At 69.6% G+C, this 18603-nt stretch carries 23 protein-coding genes; 18 read left to right on the top strand and 5 right to left on the bottom strand.

The features are described from left to right. Positions 1 to 105: 105 nt before the first annotated feature. Entirely contained in the window at positions 106 to 294 is a 189-nt protein-coding gene (locus GHC57_RS10110) for a type II toxin-antitoxin system HicB family antitoxin (RefSeq protein ID WP_343031154.1), read from the top strand. A 324-nt stretch (positions 295 to 618) separates the two neighbouring features. Here GHC57_RS10110 and gatB read toward each other — a convergent pair whose 3' ends face one another. Genes gatB through gatC form a run of 3 tightly spaced genes read right to left on the bottom strand, consistent with a single transcriptional unit; the run spans position 619 to position 3889 of the window. Then, positions 619 to 2094: an Asp-tRNA(Asn)/Glu-tRNA(Gln) amidotransferase subunit GatB gene (gene gatB / locus GHC57_RS10105; RefSeq protein ID WP_153343770.1), complete on the bottom strand. Its 1476-nt coding sequence runs from the start codon at positions 2092 to 2094 to the stop codon at positions 619 to 621. 4 nt (positions 2095 to 2098) lie between these two features. Continuing rightward, a complete protein-coding gene (gene gatA / locus GHC57_RS10100) occupies positions 2099 to 3589 on the bottom strand; it encodes an Asp-tRNA(Asn)/Glu-tRNA(Gln) amidotransferase subunit GatA (protein ID WP_153343768.1) in 1491 nt (496 codons plus the stop codon). A gap of 12 nt (positions 3590 to 3601) precedes the next feature. Next, positions 3602 to 3889, bottom strand: coding sequence for an Asp-tRNA(Asn)/Glu-tRNA(Gln) amidotransferase subunit GatC (gene gatC, locus GHC57_RS10095; RefSeq protein WP_153343766.1), 288 nt, complete (start codon positions 3887 to 3889; stop codon positions 3602 to 3604). Between the two features lie 94 nt (positions 3890 to 3983). On the opposite strand from gatC, the gene ruvX reads away from it, so the two are divergent. The 5 genes from ruvX (at position 3984) to GHC57_RS10065 (ending at position 9817) form a co-directional block, all read left to right on the top strand. Continuing rightward, positions 3984 to 4454, top strand: coding sequence for a Holliday junction resolvase RuvX (gene ruvX / locus GHC57_RS10090; protein ID WP_153343764.1), 471 nt, complete (start codon positions 3984 to 3986; stop codon positions 4452 to 4454). 45 nt (positions 4455 to 4499) lie between these two features. Next, positions 4500 to 4988 (top strand): PilZ domain-containing protein, encoded by a 489-nt coding sequence (locus tag GHC57_RS10085; protein WP_170294809.1) that lies wholly within the window; start codon positions 4500 to 4502, stop codon positions 4986 to 4988. A gap of 137 nt (positions 4989 to 5125) precedes the next feature. Then, positions 5126 to 6673, top strand: coding sequence for a phytoene desaturase (locus GHC57_RS10080; RefSeq protein WP_153343760.1), 1548 nt, complete (start codon positions 5126 to 5128; stop codon positions 6671 to 6673). Continuing rightward, positions 6654 to 7727 carry a phytoene/squalene synthase family protein gene (locus tag GHC57_RS10075; protein ID WP_153343758.1) on the top strand — a complete coding sequence of 358 codons (1074 nt, stop codon included), beginning with the start codon at positions 6654 to 6656 and terminating at the stop codon, positions 7725 to 7727. The genes GHC57_RS10080 and GHC57_RS10075 overlap by 20 nt, the downstream gene beginning before the upstream one ends. Before the next feature lie 1469 nt (positions 7728 to 9196). Further along, complete coding sequence (locus GHC57_RS10065) at positions 9197 to 9817, top strand: hypothetical protein (protein WP_153343756.1); 621 nt, start codon at positions 9197 to 9199, stop codon at positions 9815 to 9817. 687 nt (positions 9818 to 10504) lie between these two features. Here GHC57_RS10065 and GHC57_RS10060 read toward each other — a convergent pair. Beyond that, positions 10505 to 10993, bottom strand: a complete 489-nt coding sequence (locus GHC57_RS10060; RefSeq protein ID WP_153343754.1) for a hypothetical protein — start codon at positions 10991 to 10993, stop codon at positions 10505 to 10507. 67 nt (positions 10994 to 11060) lie between these two features. Between GHC57_RS10060 and GHC57_RS10055 the strand changes: the two genes are divergently transcribed. From GHC57_RS10055 to GHC57_RS10040, 4 genes are read left to right on the top strand one after another with little or no spacing between them, the layout of a single operon-like run. Beyond that, positions 11061 to 11237: a hypothetical protein gene (locus tag GHC57_RS10055; RefSeq protein WP_153343752.1), complete on the top strand. Its 177-nt coding sequence runs from the start codon at positions 11061 to 11063 to the stop codon at positions 11235 to 11237. 33 nt (positions 11238 to 11270) lie between these two features. Next, a complete protein-coding gene (locus GHC57_RS10050; RefSeq protein WP_153343750.1) occupies positions 11271 to 11621 on the top strand; it encodes a helix-turn-helix domain-containing protein in 351 nt (116 codons plus the stop codon). Beyond that, positions 11618 to 12016 (top strand): hypothetical protein, encoded by a 399-nt coding sequence (locus GHC57_RS10045; RefSeq protein ID WP_153343748.1) that lies wholly within the window; start codon positions 11618 to 11620, stop codon positions 12014 to 12016. Before GHC57_RS10050 ends, GHC57_RS10045 begins: the two co-directional genes overlap by 4 nt. 23 nt (positions 12017 to 12039) lie before the next feature. Continuing rightward, on the top strand, positions 12040 to 12315 hold the full coding sequence (locus GHC57_RS10040) for a hypothetical protein (RefSeq protein WP_153343746.1): 276 nt from the start codon (positions 12040 to 12042) through the stop codon (positions 12313 to 12315). On the opposite strand, the gene GHC57_RS10035 is transcribed toward GHC57_RS10040, so the two are convergent. Then, a complete protein-coding gene (locus GHC57_RS10035; protein WP_153343744.1) occupies positions 12312 to 12575 on the bottom strand; it encodes a hypothetical protein in 264 nt (87 codons plus the stop codon). The genes GHC57_RS10040 and GHC57_RS10035 overlap by 4 nt on opposite strands. A 203-nt stretch (positions 12576 to 12778) precedes the next feature. Between GHC57_RS10035 and GHC57_RS10030 the strand changes: the two genes are divergently transcribed. From GHC57_RS10030 to GHC57_RS19935, 8 genes are all read left to right on the top strand, one after another. Further along, positions 12779 to 13252: a DNA transposition protein gene (locus GHC57_RS10030; protein ID WP_153343776.1), complete on the top strand. Its 474-nt coding sequence runs from the start codon at positions 12779 to 12781 to the stop codon at positions 13250 to 13252. After that, positions 13252 to 15363 (top strand): Mu transposase C-terminal domain-containing protein, encoded by a 2112-nt coding sequence (locus GHC57_RS20250; RefSeq protein WP_153343742.1) that lies wholly within the window; start codon positions 13252 to 13254, stop codon positions 15361 to 15363. The genes GHC57_RS10030 and GHC57_RS20250 overlap by 1 nt, the downstream gene beginning before the upstream one ends. 63 nt (positions 15364 to 15426) lie before the next feature. Continuing rightward, the gene (locus tag GHC57_RS10020; protein WP_153343740.1) at positions 15427 to 16200 is read left to right on the top strand and encodes an AAA family ATPase; all 774 of its coding nucleotides are present in this window, start codon (positions 15427 to 15429) and stop codon (positions 16198 to 16200) included. Then, positions 16197 to 16862 (top strand): hypothetical protein, encoded by a 666-nt coding sequence (locus GHC57_RS10015; RefSeq protein WP_153343738.1) that lies wholly within the window; start codon positions 16197 to 16199, stop codon positions 16860 to 16862. Before GHC57_RS10020 ends, GHC57_RS10015 begins: the two co-directional genes overlap by 4 nt. Then, on the top strand, positions 16855 to 17256 hold the full coding sequence (locus GHC57_RS10010; protein ID WP_153343736.1) for a hypothetical protein: 402 nt from the start codon (positions 16855 to 16857) through the stop codon (positions 17254 to 17256). The genes GHC57_RS10015 and GHC57_RS10010 overlap by 8 nt, the downstream gene beginning before the upstream one ends. Then, a complete protein-coding gene (locus tag GHC57_RS19945; RefSeq protein ID WP_153343734.1) occupies positions 17257 to 17817 on the top strand; it encodes a hypothetical protein in 561 nt (186 codons plus the stop codon). Then, positions 17814 to 18197: a hypothetical protein gene (locus tag GHC57_RS19940; protein WP_153343732.1), complete on the top strand. Its 384-nt coding sequence runs from the start codon at positions 17814 to 17816 to the stop codon at positions 18195 to 18197. The genes GHC57_RS19945 and GHC57_RS19940 overlap by 4 nt, the downstream gene beginning before the upstream one ends. Further along, positions 18194 to 18514, top strand: a complete 321-nt coding sequence (locus GHC57_RS19935; protein WP_153343730.1) for a helix-turn-helix domain-containing protein — start codon at positions 18194 to 18196, stop codon at positions 18512 to 18514. Before GHC57_RS19940 ends, GHC57_RS19935 begins: the two co-directional genes overlap by 4 nt. Positions 18515 to 18603: the final 89 nt, after the last annotated feature.

Raw genomic sequence — 18603 nt, 5'->3', positions numbered from 1 at the left:
AACGTGTCCCGATCCATGCCCGCCTCCCGCGTTCGGTATCCTTCATGATACCAAATCCGGGAATGCATAGCGAACGCTATTTGAGCCATCCGATATGAGATGATCGTGTCCTGGAGCGACGCGGACGAGGCGTTTCTGGTCGAAGTGCCGGACCGGCCGGGCTGCATGGCCGACGGGGGCAGCTACGAGGAGGCCGTCGCCAACGCCCAGCGCATCATCGCCGAGTGGATCGAACAGGCCGAGGCCATGGGCCGCCCGATCCCGGTGGCCAAGGGGCGGTTGATGGAGGCCTAACGCCATTTGGGCACGAGGCGTCGCCCGCCTGACTGGCGCCGAACCATTTTTTCGCCAAGGCCCGGGCGTGCCGAGGGCGCGGGATCGAGCCGCCGTCTCTGTGTTCTTTGTGTCTCTGTGGTGAAACCCTGCGCGACCGACCGGATTGAGTCACCACAGAGACACAGAGGACACGGAGCGTTGGTCACCCGGTCGGGACGTGGGCGCCCGCCTTGACGACAGGCTGTAGGGCGGGTTCGCGCCGAAGGCGCAACCCGCCGTATTGCGGCGGCACATGGCGGATTGCCCCGCTATGCGGGGCTAATCCACCCTACGGGGCGAGTCCTACCCCAAAATCTTCTTCTTCAGCAGGTCGTTCACCATGCCGGGGTTCGCTTTCCCCTGGGTGGCTTTCATGACCTGTCCGGTGAACCAGCCGAGCAGCTTTTCCTTGCCGCCGCGCACCTGCTCGACCTTGTCCGGATTGGCGGCCATGACCTCGTCAATCGCGGCCTCGATGGCGCCGGTGTCCTTCACCTGCTTCAGGCCGCGTTCTTCGACGATCGTGTCCGGGGCCTCGCCGGTCTCGACCATGATCTCGTAGACGTCCTTGGCGATGCGGCCGGAGATGGTGTCATCCGCGATCAGGTCGATCAGTTTGCCCAGGTTCTCGGCGGAGACGGGGCTCTCGTCGATGCCCACGCCCATCTTGTTCAGCGTGCCGAACAGCGTCGAAATCACCCAGTTGGCCGCCGTCTTGCCGTCGCGGTCCTTGGCCACGGCCTCGAAGAAATCGGCCTCGCGGCGGTCCACCACCAGCACCGACGCGTCATAGGGCGTCAGGCCGACGTCGCTGATGAACCGCGCCTTCTTGTCGTCCGGCAGCTCGGGCAGGGTGGCGCGGATGCCGTCCACGAACGCGTCGTCGAACTCCAGCGGCAGCAGGTCGGGGTCCGGGAAGTAGCGGTAGTCGTGCGCCTCTTCCTTGCTGCGCATGGACCGCGTCTCGCCCTTTGCCGGGTCGAACAGGCGGGTTTCCTGGATCACTTCGCCGCCGGATTCCCACACCTCGATGTGGCGCGTCGCCTCGGCCTCGATCGCCTGCATGACGAAGCGCACCGAGTTGACGTTCTTGACCTCGCAGCGGGTGCGCAGGCCGGTTTCGCCCACCTTGCGGACCGACACGTTGACGTCGGCGCGCATGGAGCCTTCCTCCATGTTGCCGTCGCAAGTGCCCAGATAGCGCAGGATGGAGCGCAGCTTGCGCAGGTACGCGCCGGCCTCTTCCGGGCTGCGCATGTCGGGCTTGGAGACGATCTCCATCAGCGCGACACCGGAGCGGTTCAGGTCGATGAACGACTTGCTGGGGTGCTGGTCGTGCATGGACTTGCCGGCGTCCTGCTCCAGGTGCAGGCGCTCGATGCCCACGGTGCGCGACGAGCCGTCCGGCATGTCCAGGATCAGCGTGCCCTCGCCGACGATGGGCAATTCGTACTGGCTGATCTGATAGCCCTGCGGCAGGTCGGCGTAGAAGTAGTTCTTCCGCGCGAACACGCTGGTGTGATTGATGTGCGCGCGCAGGCCCAGGCCGGTGCGCACCGCCTGCTCGACGCAGGCGCGGTTGATGACCGGCAGCATGCCGGGCATGGCGGCATCGACCAGCGAGACCTGGCTGTTGGGGTCGGCCCCGAAGGTGGTGGAGGCGCCGGAGAACAGCTTGGCGTGTGAGATCACCTGGGCGTGGACCTCCAGACCGATGACCACTTCCCAGTCGCCGGTTTCGCCGGACAGCACGTAGGTGGGGGCGGGAGTCGCGTCCATGATCTCAGCCCTCCAGCAGGCGCGGCTTGGCGGTGAAGGCCGCCGCTTTCTCCAGCGCGCGTCCGGCGCGCAGCACGGTGTCTTCGTCGAACGGGCGGCCGATCAGTTGCAGGCCCTGCGGCAGCCCCGCCTCGGTCAGCGCCACCGGCACCGACAGGCCCGGCAGCCCGGCCAGCGAGGTGGGCACGGTGAACACATCGTTCAGGTACATGGTCACGGGGTCCGTGATCTCCTCGTCCAGGCCGAAGGCGGCCGACGGTGTGGTCGGTGTCAGGATGACGTCCACGCCGCTGTCGAAGGCCGTCTTGAAGTCGCGGGCGATCAGGGCGCGGACCTTCTGGGCCTTCAGGTAATAGGCGTCGTAGTAGCCGGCGGACAGGGCGTAGGTGCCGATGAGAATTCGCCGCTTGACCTCGGCGCCGAAGCCGGCCCCCCGCGTCTTGCAGTACATGTCGTTCAGGCTGTCGCCGTCCTCGACCACGCGCAGGCCGTAGCGCACGCCGTCATAGCGCGCCAGGTTCGACGAGGCCTCGGCCGGGGCCACGATATAATAGGCGGCCAGGGCGTACTTCGTATGGGGCAGGCTGATGTCCACGGTCTCCGCCCCGGCGTCCCGCAGCATCTCCATGCCGCGCGTCCAGATGGCGTCGATCTCCGGCGAGAACCCTTCCTCCGGGCGGTATTCCTTGGGAATGCCGACCTTCAGGCCCGCAACGCCCTGTTCGATCGCCGCCGCGAAGTCGGGCACGGCGATGGGCGCGGAGGTGGAATCCTTCGGGTCATGCCCGGCCATGGCGCCCAGCATCAGGGCCACGTCCTCGACCGTGCGGGCCATCGGACCGGCCTGATCCAGCGACGAGGCGAAGGCGACGATGCCCCAACGCGAGCAGCGGCCGTAGGTGGGTTTCAGGCCGGTGATGCCGCAGAAGCTGGCCGGCTGGCGGATGGACCCGCCGGTGTCGGTGCCGGTGGCCCCCATGGCGATGCGCGCGGCCACGGCCGAGGCCGAGCCGCCCGACGAGCCGCCTGGGACCAGCTTGCGCTCGGGCTGGTCGGTGCGCGTCCAGGGGTTCACCACATTGCCGAAGGCGCTGGTCTCGTTCGACGAGCCCATGGCGAACTCGTCCAGGTTGGCCTTGCCCAGCAGCACGGCGCCGGCATTCCACAGGTTGGTGGAGACGGTGCTTTCATAGGGCGGCACGAAGGTGCCCAGGATGTTGGACCCCGCCGTGGTGCGCGTACCGTCGGTGCAGAACAGATCCTTCATGGCGATGGGGATGCCCTCCATCGCCCCGGCCTCGCCCTTGGCGATCCGGGCATCGCTGGCGGCGGCCATCTCGCGCGCGCGCTCCGGCGTCGGCGTGATGTAGGCGTTCAGGTCCGCATGGGTCTCCATGGCGGCGAGGTGCGCCTCGGTCAGTTCGGCGGCGGTGAACTCTTTGGCGTCCAGGCCCTTGCGGGCCTCGGCGATGGTCAGGTCGGTCAATGTGGTCATGACGGCCGCTCCCTATTCCACCACCTTGGGCACCAGATAAAAGCCGTCGTGGCGGTCGGGGGCGTTGGACGTCACGCGCTCCGGATAGCCGCCGTCGGTCACCACGTCGTCCCGCCACGGCAGGGTCATCTCGGCGACGCTGGTCATGGGCGCCACGTCGGCCGTGTCCACCTCGCCAAGCTGCTCGATCCAGTTCAGGATGCCGGACAGCTCGCCGGCGAGCGGGTCGAGCTGATCGTCGGGCACGTCGAGTCGAGCCAGGAAGGCGATCCGGCGGACGGTTTCCTTGTCCAGGGACATCGGGTAGACAACTCCGGTTCGGGGCGGGGAGAAACGTCAGGCCCCTGTTTACTCGGAGGGGTGCGCGCTTGGCAACCGGAGGGACACAGCGGCCATGATCCTGCGGACGACGGCGGAGATGGCGCAGGCCCTGCCCCCCACCGGGGCGCTGTTCGGGCTCGACCTGGGCACCAAGACGATCGGACTGGCCACGTCGGACCCGCTGCGCGGGCTGGCCTCGCCACTGGAGACGGTCAAGCGCACCAGGTTCACGCAGGATATGGCGCGGATCCTGGCCCTGATGGAGGAGCGCGCGGTGGTCGGGCTGGTGCTGGGCTGGCCGCTGGAGATGGACGGCACCGAGGGGCGTCGCTGCCAGTCCACCAGAAGTTTCGCGACGAATGTGCAGAGTATTCGGCCGATTCCGCTGCTGTTGTGGGACGAGCGCTTGTCCACCAGCGCCGTTCAGCGCATGATGGTGGATGAATTCGACATGAGCCGGGGCAAACGGGCCCAAAAGGTGGACGCGGCGGCGGCGGCCTTCATTCTGCAGGGCGCCCTGGATGCGCTTCGGCGCGCCGCGTAACCGCTTGCAGCCTTTCGGATGGGCAGAATCGGAACCAGGGCAATCATGACAGACAACGAGTCCGGGCCGCGAGGGTCCTCGGCCTATCCCCTGAGGCGGCGCGCGAAGCGCAAGAAGGTCTACAAGGGCGCCCGCCTCGTGCTGGGCGGCGGCGCATCCACCATCGACTGCGTGGTGCGCGACATTTCGTTGAACGGGGCGCGGGTGAAGGTCTCCGACGTTACCCGGCTGGGCGGCGCGCTGCGGCTGGTGTTTCCCGACGGCGAGACGCTGGAGGCCGAGGTGGTCCGGGAGCATGGCCTTGAATACGGCCTGAGCTTCAAGCCGGGCCGGCGGCCCTCGCTGGCCCCGCCGTCCGATCCGGCGGAAGCGATCGCCATGGAGATGGACAGCCCCTGGCTGTACGGGGTGCTGGACCAGATCGCGGCGCCGGACTTCAAGGCGTCGGCGGAGGTGCAGACAGCCGCGGACGAGCTGCGGCAGGCCTACGATCATCTCAAAATGCTGCTGGGCCAACGGATTGGGCGGTACTAGCCGCGTTGGCGCGGCCGCTCGATCCCGGCCCGGCCAACGGATCCGTGAAATACCCGCACGCGCAATCGGGTGGTTGATCAAGCTGGGTTGACACTGGTATAGTCAACCTTGGCTGACAGTTTCCGAGGCAGTTGAACATGACACGTGCTCCCACGCCGCTCCGGCGGGCCGATGGCCCCGCAGGCGGCGCCCTGGGCGGGACACCGCCCCATGCCGTCGTTATCGGGGCCGGATTCGGTGGCCTCGCGGCGGCGATCCGACTCGGCGCCCGGGGGTACCGGGTCACGGTGGTGGACCGGATGGACGCGCCCGGCGGGCGCGCCTACGTCTTCCGTCAGGACGGCTTCGTCTTCGATGCCGGGCCGACCATCGTCACCGCGCCGTTCCTGTTCGAGGAACTGTGGGAGATGTGCGGCAAGCGCATGTCCGACGATGTGGAGCTCAAGGCCCTGTCGCCGTTCTACAAGATCCGCTTCCCGGACGGCGAGTGGCTGACCTGCAGCGCGGACGCCGACGCCATGCGCGCGCAGATCGCCAGCATCTCGCCGCAGGACGTCAAGGGCTACGACCGCTTCCTGAAGGAAAGCCGCGAGATCTTCGAGATCGGCTTCATGAAGCTGGGGCACATCCCGTTCAACACCCTCATGGACATGGCGAAGCTGCTGCCGAACCTGATGCGCCTGCGGGCGGATCGGTCGGTGCACGCCCATGTCTCCAAGCACTTCAAGGACGAGCGCCTGCGCATCGGCATGGGATTCCACCCGCTGTTCCTGGGCGGCAACCCCTTCACGGTGACGTCGATCTACAGCCTTGTCGCCTATCTGGAGCGCGCCTTCGGCGTGCACTTCGCCATGGGCGGCACCGGGCAGCTCGCCAAGGGGATGGCCGGCCTGATCGAGGGGCAGGGCAACACCATCCGCTACAAGGCGGAGGTGGATCAGATCCTCGTCAAGGACCGCAAGGCCTGCGGCGTGCGCCTGAGCTCGGGCGAGACCATCGACGCGGACATCGTCGTGTCCAACGCCGACTCGGCCTGGACCTACAAGATGATGGTTCCGGCCAAGGAGCGGCGGCGCTGGACGGATGCCAAGCTCGACAAGGCCAAGTACTCCATGAGCCTGTTCGTCTGGTACTTCGGCACCAACCGCCGCTACGAGGACGTGCCGCACCATACGATCCTGCTCGGTCCGCGCTACAAGGGGCTGCTGGACGACATCTTCCACAAGCACCACCTCTCGGACGATTTCAGTCTGTACCTGCATCGCCCCACGGCCACCGACCCGTCGATGGCGCCGGACGGGTGCGATGCCTTCTATGCGCTCTCCCCCGTGCCGCACATGGACAGCGGCGACGACTGGGAGACCATTGCGGAAGGCTACCGGCAGAAGATCGAAGCCTTCCTGGAAAAGACCGTGCTGCCTGGGCTGGGGCAGTCGGTCGTCAGTTCCCGCATGGTGACACCCATGCACTTCCGCCATCACCTCTTGTCGGTCAAGGGGGCAGCCTTCGGGCTGGAGCCGGTGCTCACGCAGAGCGCCTGGTTCAGACCGCACAACAAGAGCGAGGACGTTCAACGGCTCTATCTCGTGGGCGCGGGGACTCATCCCGGTGCCGGTCTTCCCGGTGTGCTGTCCTCGGCCCGGGTTCTGGATACGGTGGTTCCCGATGCCGCAGCCCTGGTCTAAGACCCGCGACTTCGCGTCGCCCCAGGACCGGACCCAGTGCCGGGCCATGATCCGCACGGGGTCGAAGAGCTTCTATACCGCCTCGCTGCTGTTGCCGCAGGCGTACCGCGATCCGGCCTATGCGCTGTATGCGTTCTGCCGGTTCTCGGACGATGCCGTGGACGAATGCGAACAGGCGGCCGAGCGCGATGCCTGCGCGCAGGCGGTGGCGAGCCTGCGCCATCGGCTCGACCTGGTGTACGCCGGCACGCCGCTGGACAGTCCCGTGGACCGGGCGTTCGCCGACATGGTCAACCAGACCGGCCTGCCGCGGGAACTGCCCGAGGCCCTGCTGGAAGGCTTCGAGTGGGACGCGGAGGCGCGGGACTACGAGACCATCTCGGAGGTGCGCGCCTACAGCGCCCGCGTCGCCGCCGCCGTGGGCGCCATGATGACGGTGCTGATGGGGGTGCGGCAACCGCACGTGCTGGCCCGCGCCTGCGACCTGGGCGTGGCCATGCAGCTCACCAACATCGCCCGCGATGTGGGCGAGGATGCCCGCAACGGCCGCCTCTACCTGCCGCGCCAGTGGATGCGCGACGCGGGCCTCGACCCCGATGCCTGGCTGGCCGACCCGGTGTGGTCGCCGGAGCTGGCGCGGGTGGTGTCCCGCCTGCTGGACGAGGCCAAGCGGCTGTATGATCGCGCCGCCTCCGGCATCGCCGGGCTGCCGCTGGGCTGCCGGGCCGCCATCCACGCCGCCCGCCTGATCTATGCCGGCATCGGCGACGAGGTGGCGCGGGCCGGGTTCGAGTCCGTGTCGCGCCGCGCCCATGTGTCCAGCCGCCGCAAGGTGGCCCTGCTGGGTCAGGCGACCCGCGACGCCGTGCTGTATCGGCGCGTGAACCCGGCGCCCGCGCTCGCCGAGACCCGTTTCCTGGTTGACGCCGCGTCGATCGAACGCAACATCTGGGTCGAGGACCGCGCCGACGCATCCGAGAAGGAGTCCTTCGGCGGGCGCCTCATCTGGGCCGTGGCTCTGTGTAACGAACTGCCCCAGCGCCGTCGCGTCTGATCCGGATCGGCCCATGAAGCGACGTCATAGGTCGGTCGTCCTGTGCGACGGCACCGACGCCGCGAAACGGCGGCGGCGATGAACCGGACGAGTCCGGTTCATCGCCCATCAGGATAAGACCAGTGGTGAGGGGCTTGACTCTCCGGTGTGCTGCGGGGGAAGTCCCAAGGTCATGTGTTTATGATTCGGTGTTCTCTCCAGATGTCGCGTTGGAGGGACCGATGGGCACGGCGATCCCGATCACGCGGGATGACGACGATTCAGCGTCGTTGCGGCGATCCGCAGCGGAAAGCCGGGACGCAAACGCGGCGCGTCTGGCTGGCATGGATCGGCAGACCCTCGTGGATTGGGTCCACCGCGACAACGCAGATGGCCTGGAAGGGGTGTCGGACCGCAAGCCGTCGGGTGCGGGCACGCCGCTGACGGCCGAGCAGATGAGGCGGGTGCGGAATGGCTGGAGACCGGCCCCGACCCGGCGGTTGATGGGGTGATCCGCTGGCGGCGGGCGCTGGACGATCCGGCAGCGCCGGATCATTCACCACCAAGACACACAGAACACCAAGAGCGAGGCTTCAGGACCAGCGCGCCTTAATGTCCAGACTCGTCGCCGGAAACCGCAACGGTCGGGCGGGATACCGACCCCTTGGTGACCTTGGTGTCTTTGTGGTTCAGTCTCTTGCCGGGTCCGGCCGCTCCGGTTCGAAAAATGTGTGAACGTGATCGATGACTGGGGGAGGGGTCCCGGTCCACCAGACGCCAGCCGGACTCCCTCCCCATGGAATGGCCAGGGCTGGGGAGGGGTTGTCTCGGGTGGCCGCTGCGGTCCCGCACCCACACGAGCCCGATTTTCCGGGATGAACCAAAAAAAACGGCACCGCCTTGGTGCTGCCCACCGCCAACGCCGCCATGATGACCCGTCACCTCGCCGAACGCAGCGCCAACGTGCAACTCGGACATCACGCCGGGGTCAGTCTCGACGGCGCAGGCTGGCACAAGGCGGGGACGCCTCACCGTCCCCGATAACATCTCCGTCCTGCTGCTGTCGCCGTATGCGCCGGAACTCAATCCCGTCGAAAACGGCTGGCAGGACCTGCGTCAGACCGTCATCGCCCATCGGGTCTTCGAGGGATGCGACCAGATCGACGCCGCCTGACGTGACGCATGGAGCCGGTTCGCCAATACTCCAAAGGGTTCGAACTCAAAAACAAACCGGCAAGGAGTGAATGCCAACGGCCTCTGTGGAGGGCCGGTGCCGCTCGGCGGGTGAGTCATCCTCACCCGCCGCTGGTATGAGGTGCGTCGGACGCCAAGCGGCTTGTGCGGCTGCACAGGCGCTGCGCAGCGGGGCATGGCTGCTGTCCTGACGACGCAGGACGACGGCGCCCGGACAAAAAGCTTGTGTCAAAAGACATCCCGCTATATTGGGTGGCGCCCCGAATGGGTGAATATATTGTTTGAGGTGCGCAATTATGGTTGAGGCGATGATGTGGGCGGCGGCGGTTCTGATGGTGTCGGGGGGTGTTGCCCTCTCTGCCCTGTTCGTCCGGGGGCACCGCGCCCGCTGGTTCAAACTGGCGGGGACGGGGGTCCTGGCCGGCCTGGGCCTGTCGCTCGTCGGCGGCACCATGCTACAGGCGCAGGATCAGGAGGACGCCCGCATCGCCGGGGGGTTCGACACCATCGCGGCGCTGGAGGCGGCCCGGGCGGACGGCGTCGAGACCAAGGCCGAGCACGACGCGTTGTTGCGCGAGCGCGCCCGCCGGGTCGAGGAAGAGGCCCAACAGGCCGCCGCCTGCCGCCAGGACGTTCTCTGCTGGGCGGCGCGCCATGCCGCCGATGCCGCCGTCGCCTGTTCGCCCGCGATCGAACGGCTGGCCGAGCACGATTTCGTCTGGATCGCCCTGTCCCCTGAATCCCGGCTGAGTGAGGTCCGGTGGGCCGACGAACACGCCGGCACCCTGACGTACGGGGGCGACCGCATCCGGTTCCGGACCGAACAGGGCGATCTGGTGACCCAGACCTATACCTGCGACTACGACCCGGCGAGTGGCGCGGTCCTGGGCGTCGCGGCGGACCCGATGGGCTCGTAGGGGGCCCTCCCTCGCGCGAGGCGCTCCCGGCCGTCGCGCCGTGACGGGTGCTGTCTGGACCGCTGTGGTGGTCCGGGCAGGGTGGGGTGGGGCTGGACGTCCCCCGTAGGCCGTGGTGCCGGATCCGCGAGTCGCGCAGCAAGGGCGTGCCGCGCGGCGGGTTCTGAAGGACGCGGCAATACCAGCGGCGGGTGCGTGTGACTCACCCGCCCCGGGCGCCCTTCGGGCACCCGTCCTTGAGCGCATGGCACCGCGAAACGGTGCCAGGGCCGGCCACGGGCTGCAACGGTCCTCGTCAGGTGCTATCGGTCTACGCAAAGCCCTGGTCCGACCAACGGGAACCGCTTCCGAGGCGTTGAGACCTTGGGTGCGGGGCCGAAAGCTCAAGCCCGAATGACAGAGGTGTTGCGTCCTCTCGGCGATCAGTGCCTTTGGGTCCGCTGTGAGGGGGTGATCGGTATGGCACACCCGGGATATGGCGGGATTTGGCGGAAGATATTGGGATACCAAAAAAATTTGGCCCGACGGCCGAAATGCGATTTGGCACGGATCGATCAGGACTGATCGCCGATCGGCAGGGATTTGGCACACCGTGATCGGGTGTCGGGCCGGTATGGAAAAGTGCAGGAATAGACAGCACACACGCAAACAGGTACGTGCATCGGTGGGCGGTCTGCGTCACCACCCTCAGGCCGAGTGTTTCCCAGCATCGGCGGCGGCCGTCGGCGCGGTCTGAAGGTCGCGGCGCAGCTGCTGGAGCGCCAGGCGCAGGGCGATGCGGCGGGCCGACTCGGGATCGGGCTCGCCGGCCGTCGCGGCCACGACGTCGTCGTACAGCCGGGCCGCCATGACGCCCGCCGAGCGGTCGTCGATGCGGGCGTTCACGTCCCTGTATGTCCGTTTAATCCCCTCAAAACACAGGCCTAAAAGGGCGCCGTCGAGAGGCTGGCCGGCGCTGGTCGCGGCCTCTGGCACAGGCGGGGACGGCACCGCCGTGGGCTGGGCGTGCGTCTGGCCCTGAGACTGGGATTGGGCCGCCTCGGCCGCGCCCCGGTCGCGGCGCATGGGGCCCTCGCCGGTGGCGAGCCAATCCAGGCTAACGCCGACGCCAGCGGCGAGCCCGGCCAGCGCATCGAACGGCGCCCGACTGGTTCCCCGCACATACGCGATCAGCATGTCGGGGGATTTCCCGGACGCTCGAACCGCAGATGCACGGTCCGGATACAGGTCCAGAACCTGGGATATGCGGCTTTCCAGATCTCTGGCGGATCCGGAAAGCGTTGACGAGTCCGACATGGCGATTTTCCAGTTCGGCCAACCCTATGAAAAAAAACAAAAAACGGACTGTATGGACATATCCGTTCCGCGCCTGAAGTGGAAACCGGGCATGTACGGCATGCGCACCGGAAATCTCAGTTGACAGCGCCGTAAATCTGCGGCTATCGTCATTGTCATGACGCATGACCCTTCAAACACCGCGATCCCGAAAAACCCGGCCGAGCGCCGGGCGTGGATCGTCTACAGGTTGCGGTCTCTCGGCCTGTCTCTGGCCGAGTTGGGGCGCCAAACGGGTGTGTCGGCGCAGGCCATGAGCGCGGCCTGCGTGGCGCCGAACATCCACCTGGAGCCGGTGATCGCCGAGGCCATCGGCCTGACGCCCCAGGAACTCTTCCCCGAGCGCTGGTCCGAGTGCGGACGCCGGCTGACCCAATCGCGGGGACCGGCGCGGCACCGGATGCGCTCACTGTCCGACCATACAGCGGCCGGCGATGCCGGTCAGCGCCAAAAGGAGCACGCGGCATGAGCACGGTGTGCGAGAGCGTGGGCACGATCGCCCGTGATGACAGTGGATGGTTCGTGGCGGCCCTGACGGTGGTGCCGGGGCGGGACGGCGTGGTGCGCCAGGGCGGGCCCAGCACCATCCGGGCGCACGGCCCCTATCTGGAGCCGGTGCTGCATCTGGCGGCGGAGGGACGCGCCCTGGTGCGGCGCGCGCGGTGCGCGGCGCTGCATGGGGCGCGGGCCCACGCGGCGCTGGAGGACGCGTGCGAGGCCGTGGTCGCGCGGCTCACGACGGACATGGTGCTGGAGATCGACGACGTGGCCCTCGACCGCGAGGCGCTGGCAGTGCTGGCGGCGGGGGAACTCATTGCGGCGTTCGCGCCGTCCGGCGCCGCCGAGCGGAGGGCGGTGGCATGAGCATCGGGACTGGAGCGCGAGAGATGTCCTTTCCCCGCGTCATGGAGGTGGCTGCCGCCATATCGCCTATGGCGGCCGTCGTCCTGCCGGTGGCCGGTGAGGCAGTGTCCGGCGCATTGACGGCCGTCCGCTCTCCGGATGATGACGAGTGCCGCCTGGTCGAGGCCGCGCGTCAGCATGCGGTGCGACATGGCGTCCCGGCCGAGGATGTCATGACGGCCCTGGGGCTTTTGCAGGTCGCTGTTCCGGATCTGGTGCGCGCGGATGTGCGCCGGTCTCTCCGGCGTCCGGTGGCCTAGCGATGGCTGGGGGTCTCCTTCTCCCGCGCGGCTTTGGCCGCGATTGTCTGGCCGAGGCGCTCGGCCTCCTGCCACGCCAGACGGCAGGCGGCGTCCCAGCCATCCGTCGTGTCGATCATGACGGTGATCTCGGCTGGAGCGCCGAAGTCCAGGCGGAAGGTGGCTCTGTATTGACCGACCTCCCGGCCGTTTCGGTCATCTGCCAACCCGTCCAGCGTGACGGCCTTCAACCAGAATGCGATGGGTCGATCCTGATCCATATCCTATCCCTCCTCGGTGGTGTGACGACGCCGAGTGTAGGGGTGGCCCGGGCGGCTGTCGCGCTGTATGCGCGCGCCCTTGCCGCCGCGCGCGTTTCGGGCGCGGCCGCCCGGGTCCTTTCCCTCCCTGTCCGGACTGGGGCGGGCGACTCCGTATCGCGCGGGGCGCCCGCCCATCTTTTGGGGAGGGTGGTGGCGTGAAGATGAAGGGCGATACGCGCACGGCCGATCTGCTGGCGTGGGCGCCGCCGGAGGTGGTGCAGACGTTCGCCCCCGATCAGGTGCGCGCGGCGAGCCTGCGGGCGCAGGTCAGCCGGGCGGTGGCGGCGGCGCTGCGCGATTGCGACACCCCGCGCGACGAGATCGCGGCGGCGATGGGCGCGTACCTGGGCGAGCCGGTGCCGAAGACGGCGCTGGACGGCTATGCCAGCGAGGCGCGCGAGGACCACACCATCAGCGTGCTGCGCCTGATGGCGCTGGTTCATGCGACCGGGGATGTCCGGCTGCTGCAGATGCTGGCGGAGCCCTTCCACCACATGGTGGTCGATGCCCGGCACCAGGAGGCGATCGAGGAGATCATCGACCTGGACCGGCGCGACGAGGTGGCCGAGTACCTGGACGGGCTGGAGCGGCGGATCGAGGCCCGGCGCCGTCGTCGGCGCGGAGGGCATCGGTGATGCCCTCCGCCCTCCCCAACCCCGATCGCTGGTACACCGCCGCCGAACTCGCGGCGATGCGGCTGCCGGATATCCCCGGCACCAAGCAGGGCATCAATGCGGCGGCGTCCCGCCAGTCCTGGCCCTCCCGCCCCCGGCAGGGGCGCGGCGGGGGGCGCGAGTATCCGGTCTCGGCGCTGCCGCCGGCCGCGCGGGCGGCGCTGGCGCGGCGGGAGATGGCGGTCGAGGCGCCGCCTCCGGCGGTGGTGGCGGCCGAACGCGGGCAGCGCGATCCGGCGGACATGCGCGACGCCACGCGGTCGTGCATGGATGCGCGGGCGGCCCTGTGCGGCGAGGTGGACCGGCTGCGGCTGGAGTACGGGCTGTCGGAGCGGCAGGCAGCGCAGGCCCTGGTGGATCAGGCGCGGGCCGGGCAGATGCCGGCGCATCTGGCGCGCATGGTGCCGGCGGCGAACGCCCGGCGGGGCACGTCGGGGTCCCGCGTGCTGAGCCTGCGCAGTGTGCAGCGATGGCTGGCAGCGCGGGCGGCGGGTGATGTGACCGCCCTGGCCCCGGCCGAGGAGACACCGCGCGAGGCGCCGGCGTGGGCGTTCCCCCTGATGAAGCTGTATGCGCGGCCGCAGAAGCCGAGCCTCGCCGCGTGCCTGGAGTGGTGGCCGCAGGACGCGCCGGTGGCGGCGCCGTCGTATGACCAGGCGCGGCGGTTCATCGGCAGCCTGGGCGCGATCGCCAAACATCGCGGCCGGGTCGGGCCGCGCGACCTGAAGCGGTTCCGGGCGTTGGCGCTGCGGTCGTTCGATCACCTGTTGCCGGGCGACGTCTACACCAGCGACGGCCACCGGCACGACCGGGAAGTGGCGCATCCGCTGGACCCGTCACGCCCGAAGCGGCCGGAGATCATCAGCGTGCTGGATGTCTCCACCCGCGCCTGGGTCGGCTGGTCGGCCTGGATGGACGAGGCCGAATGGCTGGTCGCGGCGGCGCTGCGGACGGCGGTGGTCGGCGCCGGGATCCCGGCGATCTGGTACGTGGACAACGGGTGCGGCTTCAAGAACCGCGCCCACAACGACCCGGTCACCGGCCTGATGGCGCGACTGGGCATCACCATCCGCCACAGCATCCCCTACAACTCCCAGGCCCGGGGCGTCATCGAGCGCTTTCACCAGACCGGCCTGATCGCGCCGGCGCGGCAGGCGACCGCCTATGTCGGGCACGACATGGACCAGGAAGCCCGTCAACTGGCGTTTAAAGCCGGCCGAAAGGACATCAAAACCTACGGCCACAGCCCGATCATCCAGCCGTGGGACGCGTTCCTGACCTGGGTCGAGGACTGCCGGGCGCGATACAACAACCGCCCGCATTCGTCGTTGCCCCGGATCCGCGATCCGGAGACGGGCAAGATGCGGCATCGCACCCCGGCGGAACAGTGGGTCGCGCTGCTGCCGTCGGCGGATGATCTGGGCGTGGTGCCGCCGCGCCTGAGCGAGGCCGAGGCGCGCGATCTGTTCCGGCCGCATGAGATCCGCACGGTGCGTCGGGCGTGGGTGCAGCTCGGGGGGCGGAAGTATTTCAGCCAGACCCTCGACGATCTGGACATGCACGGGCGCGAGGTCCGCGTGGAGTACGACCCGCGCGACATGGGCCGGGTGTGGATCAGGGACCTGGACGGGCGTCTGGTGTGCGAAGCGGCCGAGAACGGGAATGTCCGCCCGTACTTCAACGACGACGACGTGCAGGAGGCTCGCGCCCGCCGCGCCACGGCGCAGGACGCGATGGCCCTGCGCGACGAGAGCGCGGCCCCAGTGCTGCTGGCGGAGCCGGCGCCCCCGGCGCCGCGCGCCCTGACGGCGGATGAGGCGGCCGCGAAAGAGCGTCTGGCGGCCGAGATGGCCGCGCCGCCGAAGCGCGACGAGACCCCGAAAGAGCGCTGGTGGCGTGCCCACCAGACGCTGGAGGCGCACGCGGCCGGCCGGCCGGTGGACGCCGAGGCCCTGCGCTGGGCGCGGGGCTACAGCCAGACGCCGGAATACCGGAGCCACGAGGCGGCGCTGGAGGAATGGGGCGCGGACATCTTCCTGTCCGGCCTGAGCGGCGGACAGGTGTCCGCCTAACGAAACGACCCGCGCGGGGCGGCCACCCCGACACGGGCCTGACTGAACAACAGCGAGGAGAGCATGACGGATCGACAGCCCTCAGTCAACGCCACCACGGCGCCGCTCGGCAATGTCCTGCGGTTCGGCGCCCTGCTGGACGCCTGCATCCAGCGGCCCGCGCATCTGCCCGGCCTGGGCGTGTTCTACGGCCACAGCGGCTACGGCAAGACCTGGTCGGCCGTGCACGCGGCGAACAAGACCCGCGCCCGCTATGTCGAGTGCGGCGAGAGCTGGACCCGCGCCCGGTTCCTGGCGGCCGTCGCCGTCGAGGTCGGGGTGGATGGGCACGGCCGGGCGGCCGATGTGGTGGACCGGATCATCCTGGCCTGCGAGAGCCAGGACCGGCCCCTCATCATCGACGAGGCGGACCACGTGGTGCGCCGGGGCTACCTGGAGACCGTGCGCGAGATCGCGGACCGGGCCGGCGTGCCGATCATCCTGGTGGGCGAGGAAGCCCTGCCCCAGATGATCGCGGCGCGGTCGGAACGCACGCACAACCGCGTGCTGTCGTGGGTGGCAGCGGAGCCGGTGACCCCCGAGGACGTCGCTATCGTGGCCCGGCTGTACTACCCGGACTTGGTCATCGCGGCGGACTTGATCGAGCGGGTCACGACGGCCTCGGCCGGGCGCATCCGGCGGGCGGTGGTGAACCTGCACCGGGTGGCGACCGAGGCCCTGGCCCAGGGGTGGGACGTGGTCGGTCTGACCACATGGGGTGACCGGGACCTGTACACCGGTCAGGTGCCGTCCATGCGGGCCGGCGAGCGGGTGCCCGCTCGGGGTGGCCGCCGATGAGCCGGTATCCCTGTCACGTTGAGGCCGCGCTGCGGGTGCGCGTCCGCCGGGGTCACCAGGGTATCTGGGAGGCCATCCGGGCCGTGCCGCGTGGCCAGTACTGGAGCATCCGCCAGATCTGGCAGGACACCGGCGTGCCGGACCAGAGCACCGTGCGGGAGTATGTCCGCCGCCTGTGCGCGGCCGCGTACGTGGATTGCCAGCCCGGCGCCACGCCGGACCGGGGGCGTATCTATGTCCTGCTGCGCGATGCCGGGCCGGAGGCGCCGCGCCTGCGCCGCGACGGCTCCGAGGTGCCGCCGACGGGCCAGGAGGCCATGTGGCGCACCCTGCGCATGATCGGCCGTGATGGTGTGACGGCCGATGATCTGGCCGTGATGGCCAGCACGGATGTGCGGGGCATCCACCGCACCACGGCGGCCTGTTATCTGGGCCACCTGTGCCGCGCCGGATATCTGCGCGTCGTCGAGGAGGGCCGGCCGGGGCATCGGCCCGGCACCGGCGCCCCCACCCGATATGCCCTGCGGAGCGGCATGAACACCGGCCCGGCGGCGCCGATGATCGCGCGCGTGTCGCACGCTGTCTGGGACCCCAATCGGGGCGAGTTCATGGGCGAGGCCGAGGCCGATGTGTCTCCGGCCCGGGCGGGTGGTCATGGCTGAAGGCCGCGCCCTCACCCGCGCCCGCGCCGCCTGGGGCGACGACATGCCCCCGGCCGTGCGCGCCCTCGCCGAGGCGTGTGATCGCCAGAGCCAGGCCTCCGTCGCGGCCGGGATCCGGCGCCGCGACGGGCGCGGATCGTACTCGCCGACCGTCATCAATCAGGTGCTCGGACGGGCCTACCCCGGCGACCTGGACGCCGTGCTGGCGGCCGTCTCCGCCGCGCTGATCGCCGATGCGTGGGAGTGCCCCGGCCTGGGCGAGGCGATCACCGCCGATGCCTGCTGGGACTGGCAGGCCAAGGCCCGCGCGGATGCCGCCGCCACCTCCAGCCACCGCATGCGCATGCGCCGCGCCTGTCAGGCGTGCCCCGTGTTTCGAGAGGAGGATCGATAGATGCTGTCGCAAAAACTGACCAGCCTGCGCAACCACTGGCGGGCCATCCTGAACGGGGACATCCCGTCGCGCGGCCTGGTGTCCGTCACCGACCTGGTGCGGTCGCTGGACGACTGCATCGCCCAGGCCGAGGCGATGGAGACCGCCGGTGGGCCGATGATCGACCCGGCGATGCACTGCGCGATGGCGGACGTGATGGGGCGCGTCGCGCGGCAGCTCGATGTCGCCGTGGCGATGGCCCGTGCCGGACACCCGCCGGAGGCCGACATGATGACGCGTCTGGCGGCCATGCTGCACCATCCAGAGCGGCGCATGGAGGAGCCTGACTGGCCGCAGATCGCCGGGCACATCACGGTCTGCGGGACGGGGGCGGAGCCGCCGCCCGCCGTCATCGACCTGGACGTGGTGCCGGTGTTCTCGCTCGATGATCTGGCGGCGGCCCTCGTGTCCTGCCCGGACTGCGGCGGGTCTGCGCCGGCGGAGGCCGGCGTCTGCCCTCACTGCCGGTGCCCGATGCCGGCGCCGGCGGACTATGGCCAGCCGGGCGGAGACGCGGCATGAGCGCCGCGCCGCAGATCAGCCCGGCCCTGGGCCACCCCCCGTGCGAGAGCCGGGTGGTGGTCGCCCGACCGGGCGGCGCGCGGGTGGAGGGCGTGCTCAAAACCGTGCGCCGGGTCGCCGGCGGCCGGGCCGTGTGGAGTGTGCGCGTGCCCGTGGACGGGCATCCGCACCCGGAGGGCGAGTTGGTCCACCTGACGGTGGAGATCGGCGCGGACGGCATCGCCCGCGCGGTGGCGGGCGAGACGCTGCGGTACGCCGTCCACCTGGCCGAGACCATCACGGCCGGCCGCGAGGTGCGAGAGCCGGTGAACGGGCAGCTGATGGCGCTGTCGAGCGCGCTGCTGGCCCTGCATCAGGATCAGGGAGGGCCGGTGTCATGACCCGCACCGCGCCCTCCATCGCCGCCATCATCGACGCCACCGCCGAGGCGTGGGGCGTCACCCGGCGGGATCTGCTGGCCGACCGGCGCGCCCAGAACCTGGCCGTCCCGCGCCAGGCCGCGATGACGCTGGCGCGCGACCTGACCATGGCCAGCCTGCCGGTCATCGGCCGGGCCTTCGACCGAGACCACACCACCGTGTTGCACGCCGTCCGGCGCACGGCGGAGCGGGCCGCCCGGGATCCGGCGATCGCCGCGCGCATGGACGCCGTGCGAGCGCGCCTGACGAGCGCGCCTCCGCCGGAGCCCCCGCCATGACCCCCGACATCGGCCGGCTGATCGTCGCCGGCACCCTGGTCGCGGCGCCCCGGAGGGGGCGCTGGAGCGCCGTTCGAACCCTGTTTCAA

Source organism: Roseospira navarrensis, from assembly GCF_009601025.1.
Lineage (GTDB): Bacteria > Pseudomonadota > Alphaproteobacteria > Rhodospirillales > Rhodospirillaceae > Rhodospira > Rhodospira navarrensis.
This window is presented reverse-complemented; position numbering and strand designations above follow the sequence as displayed.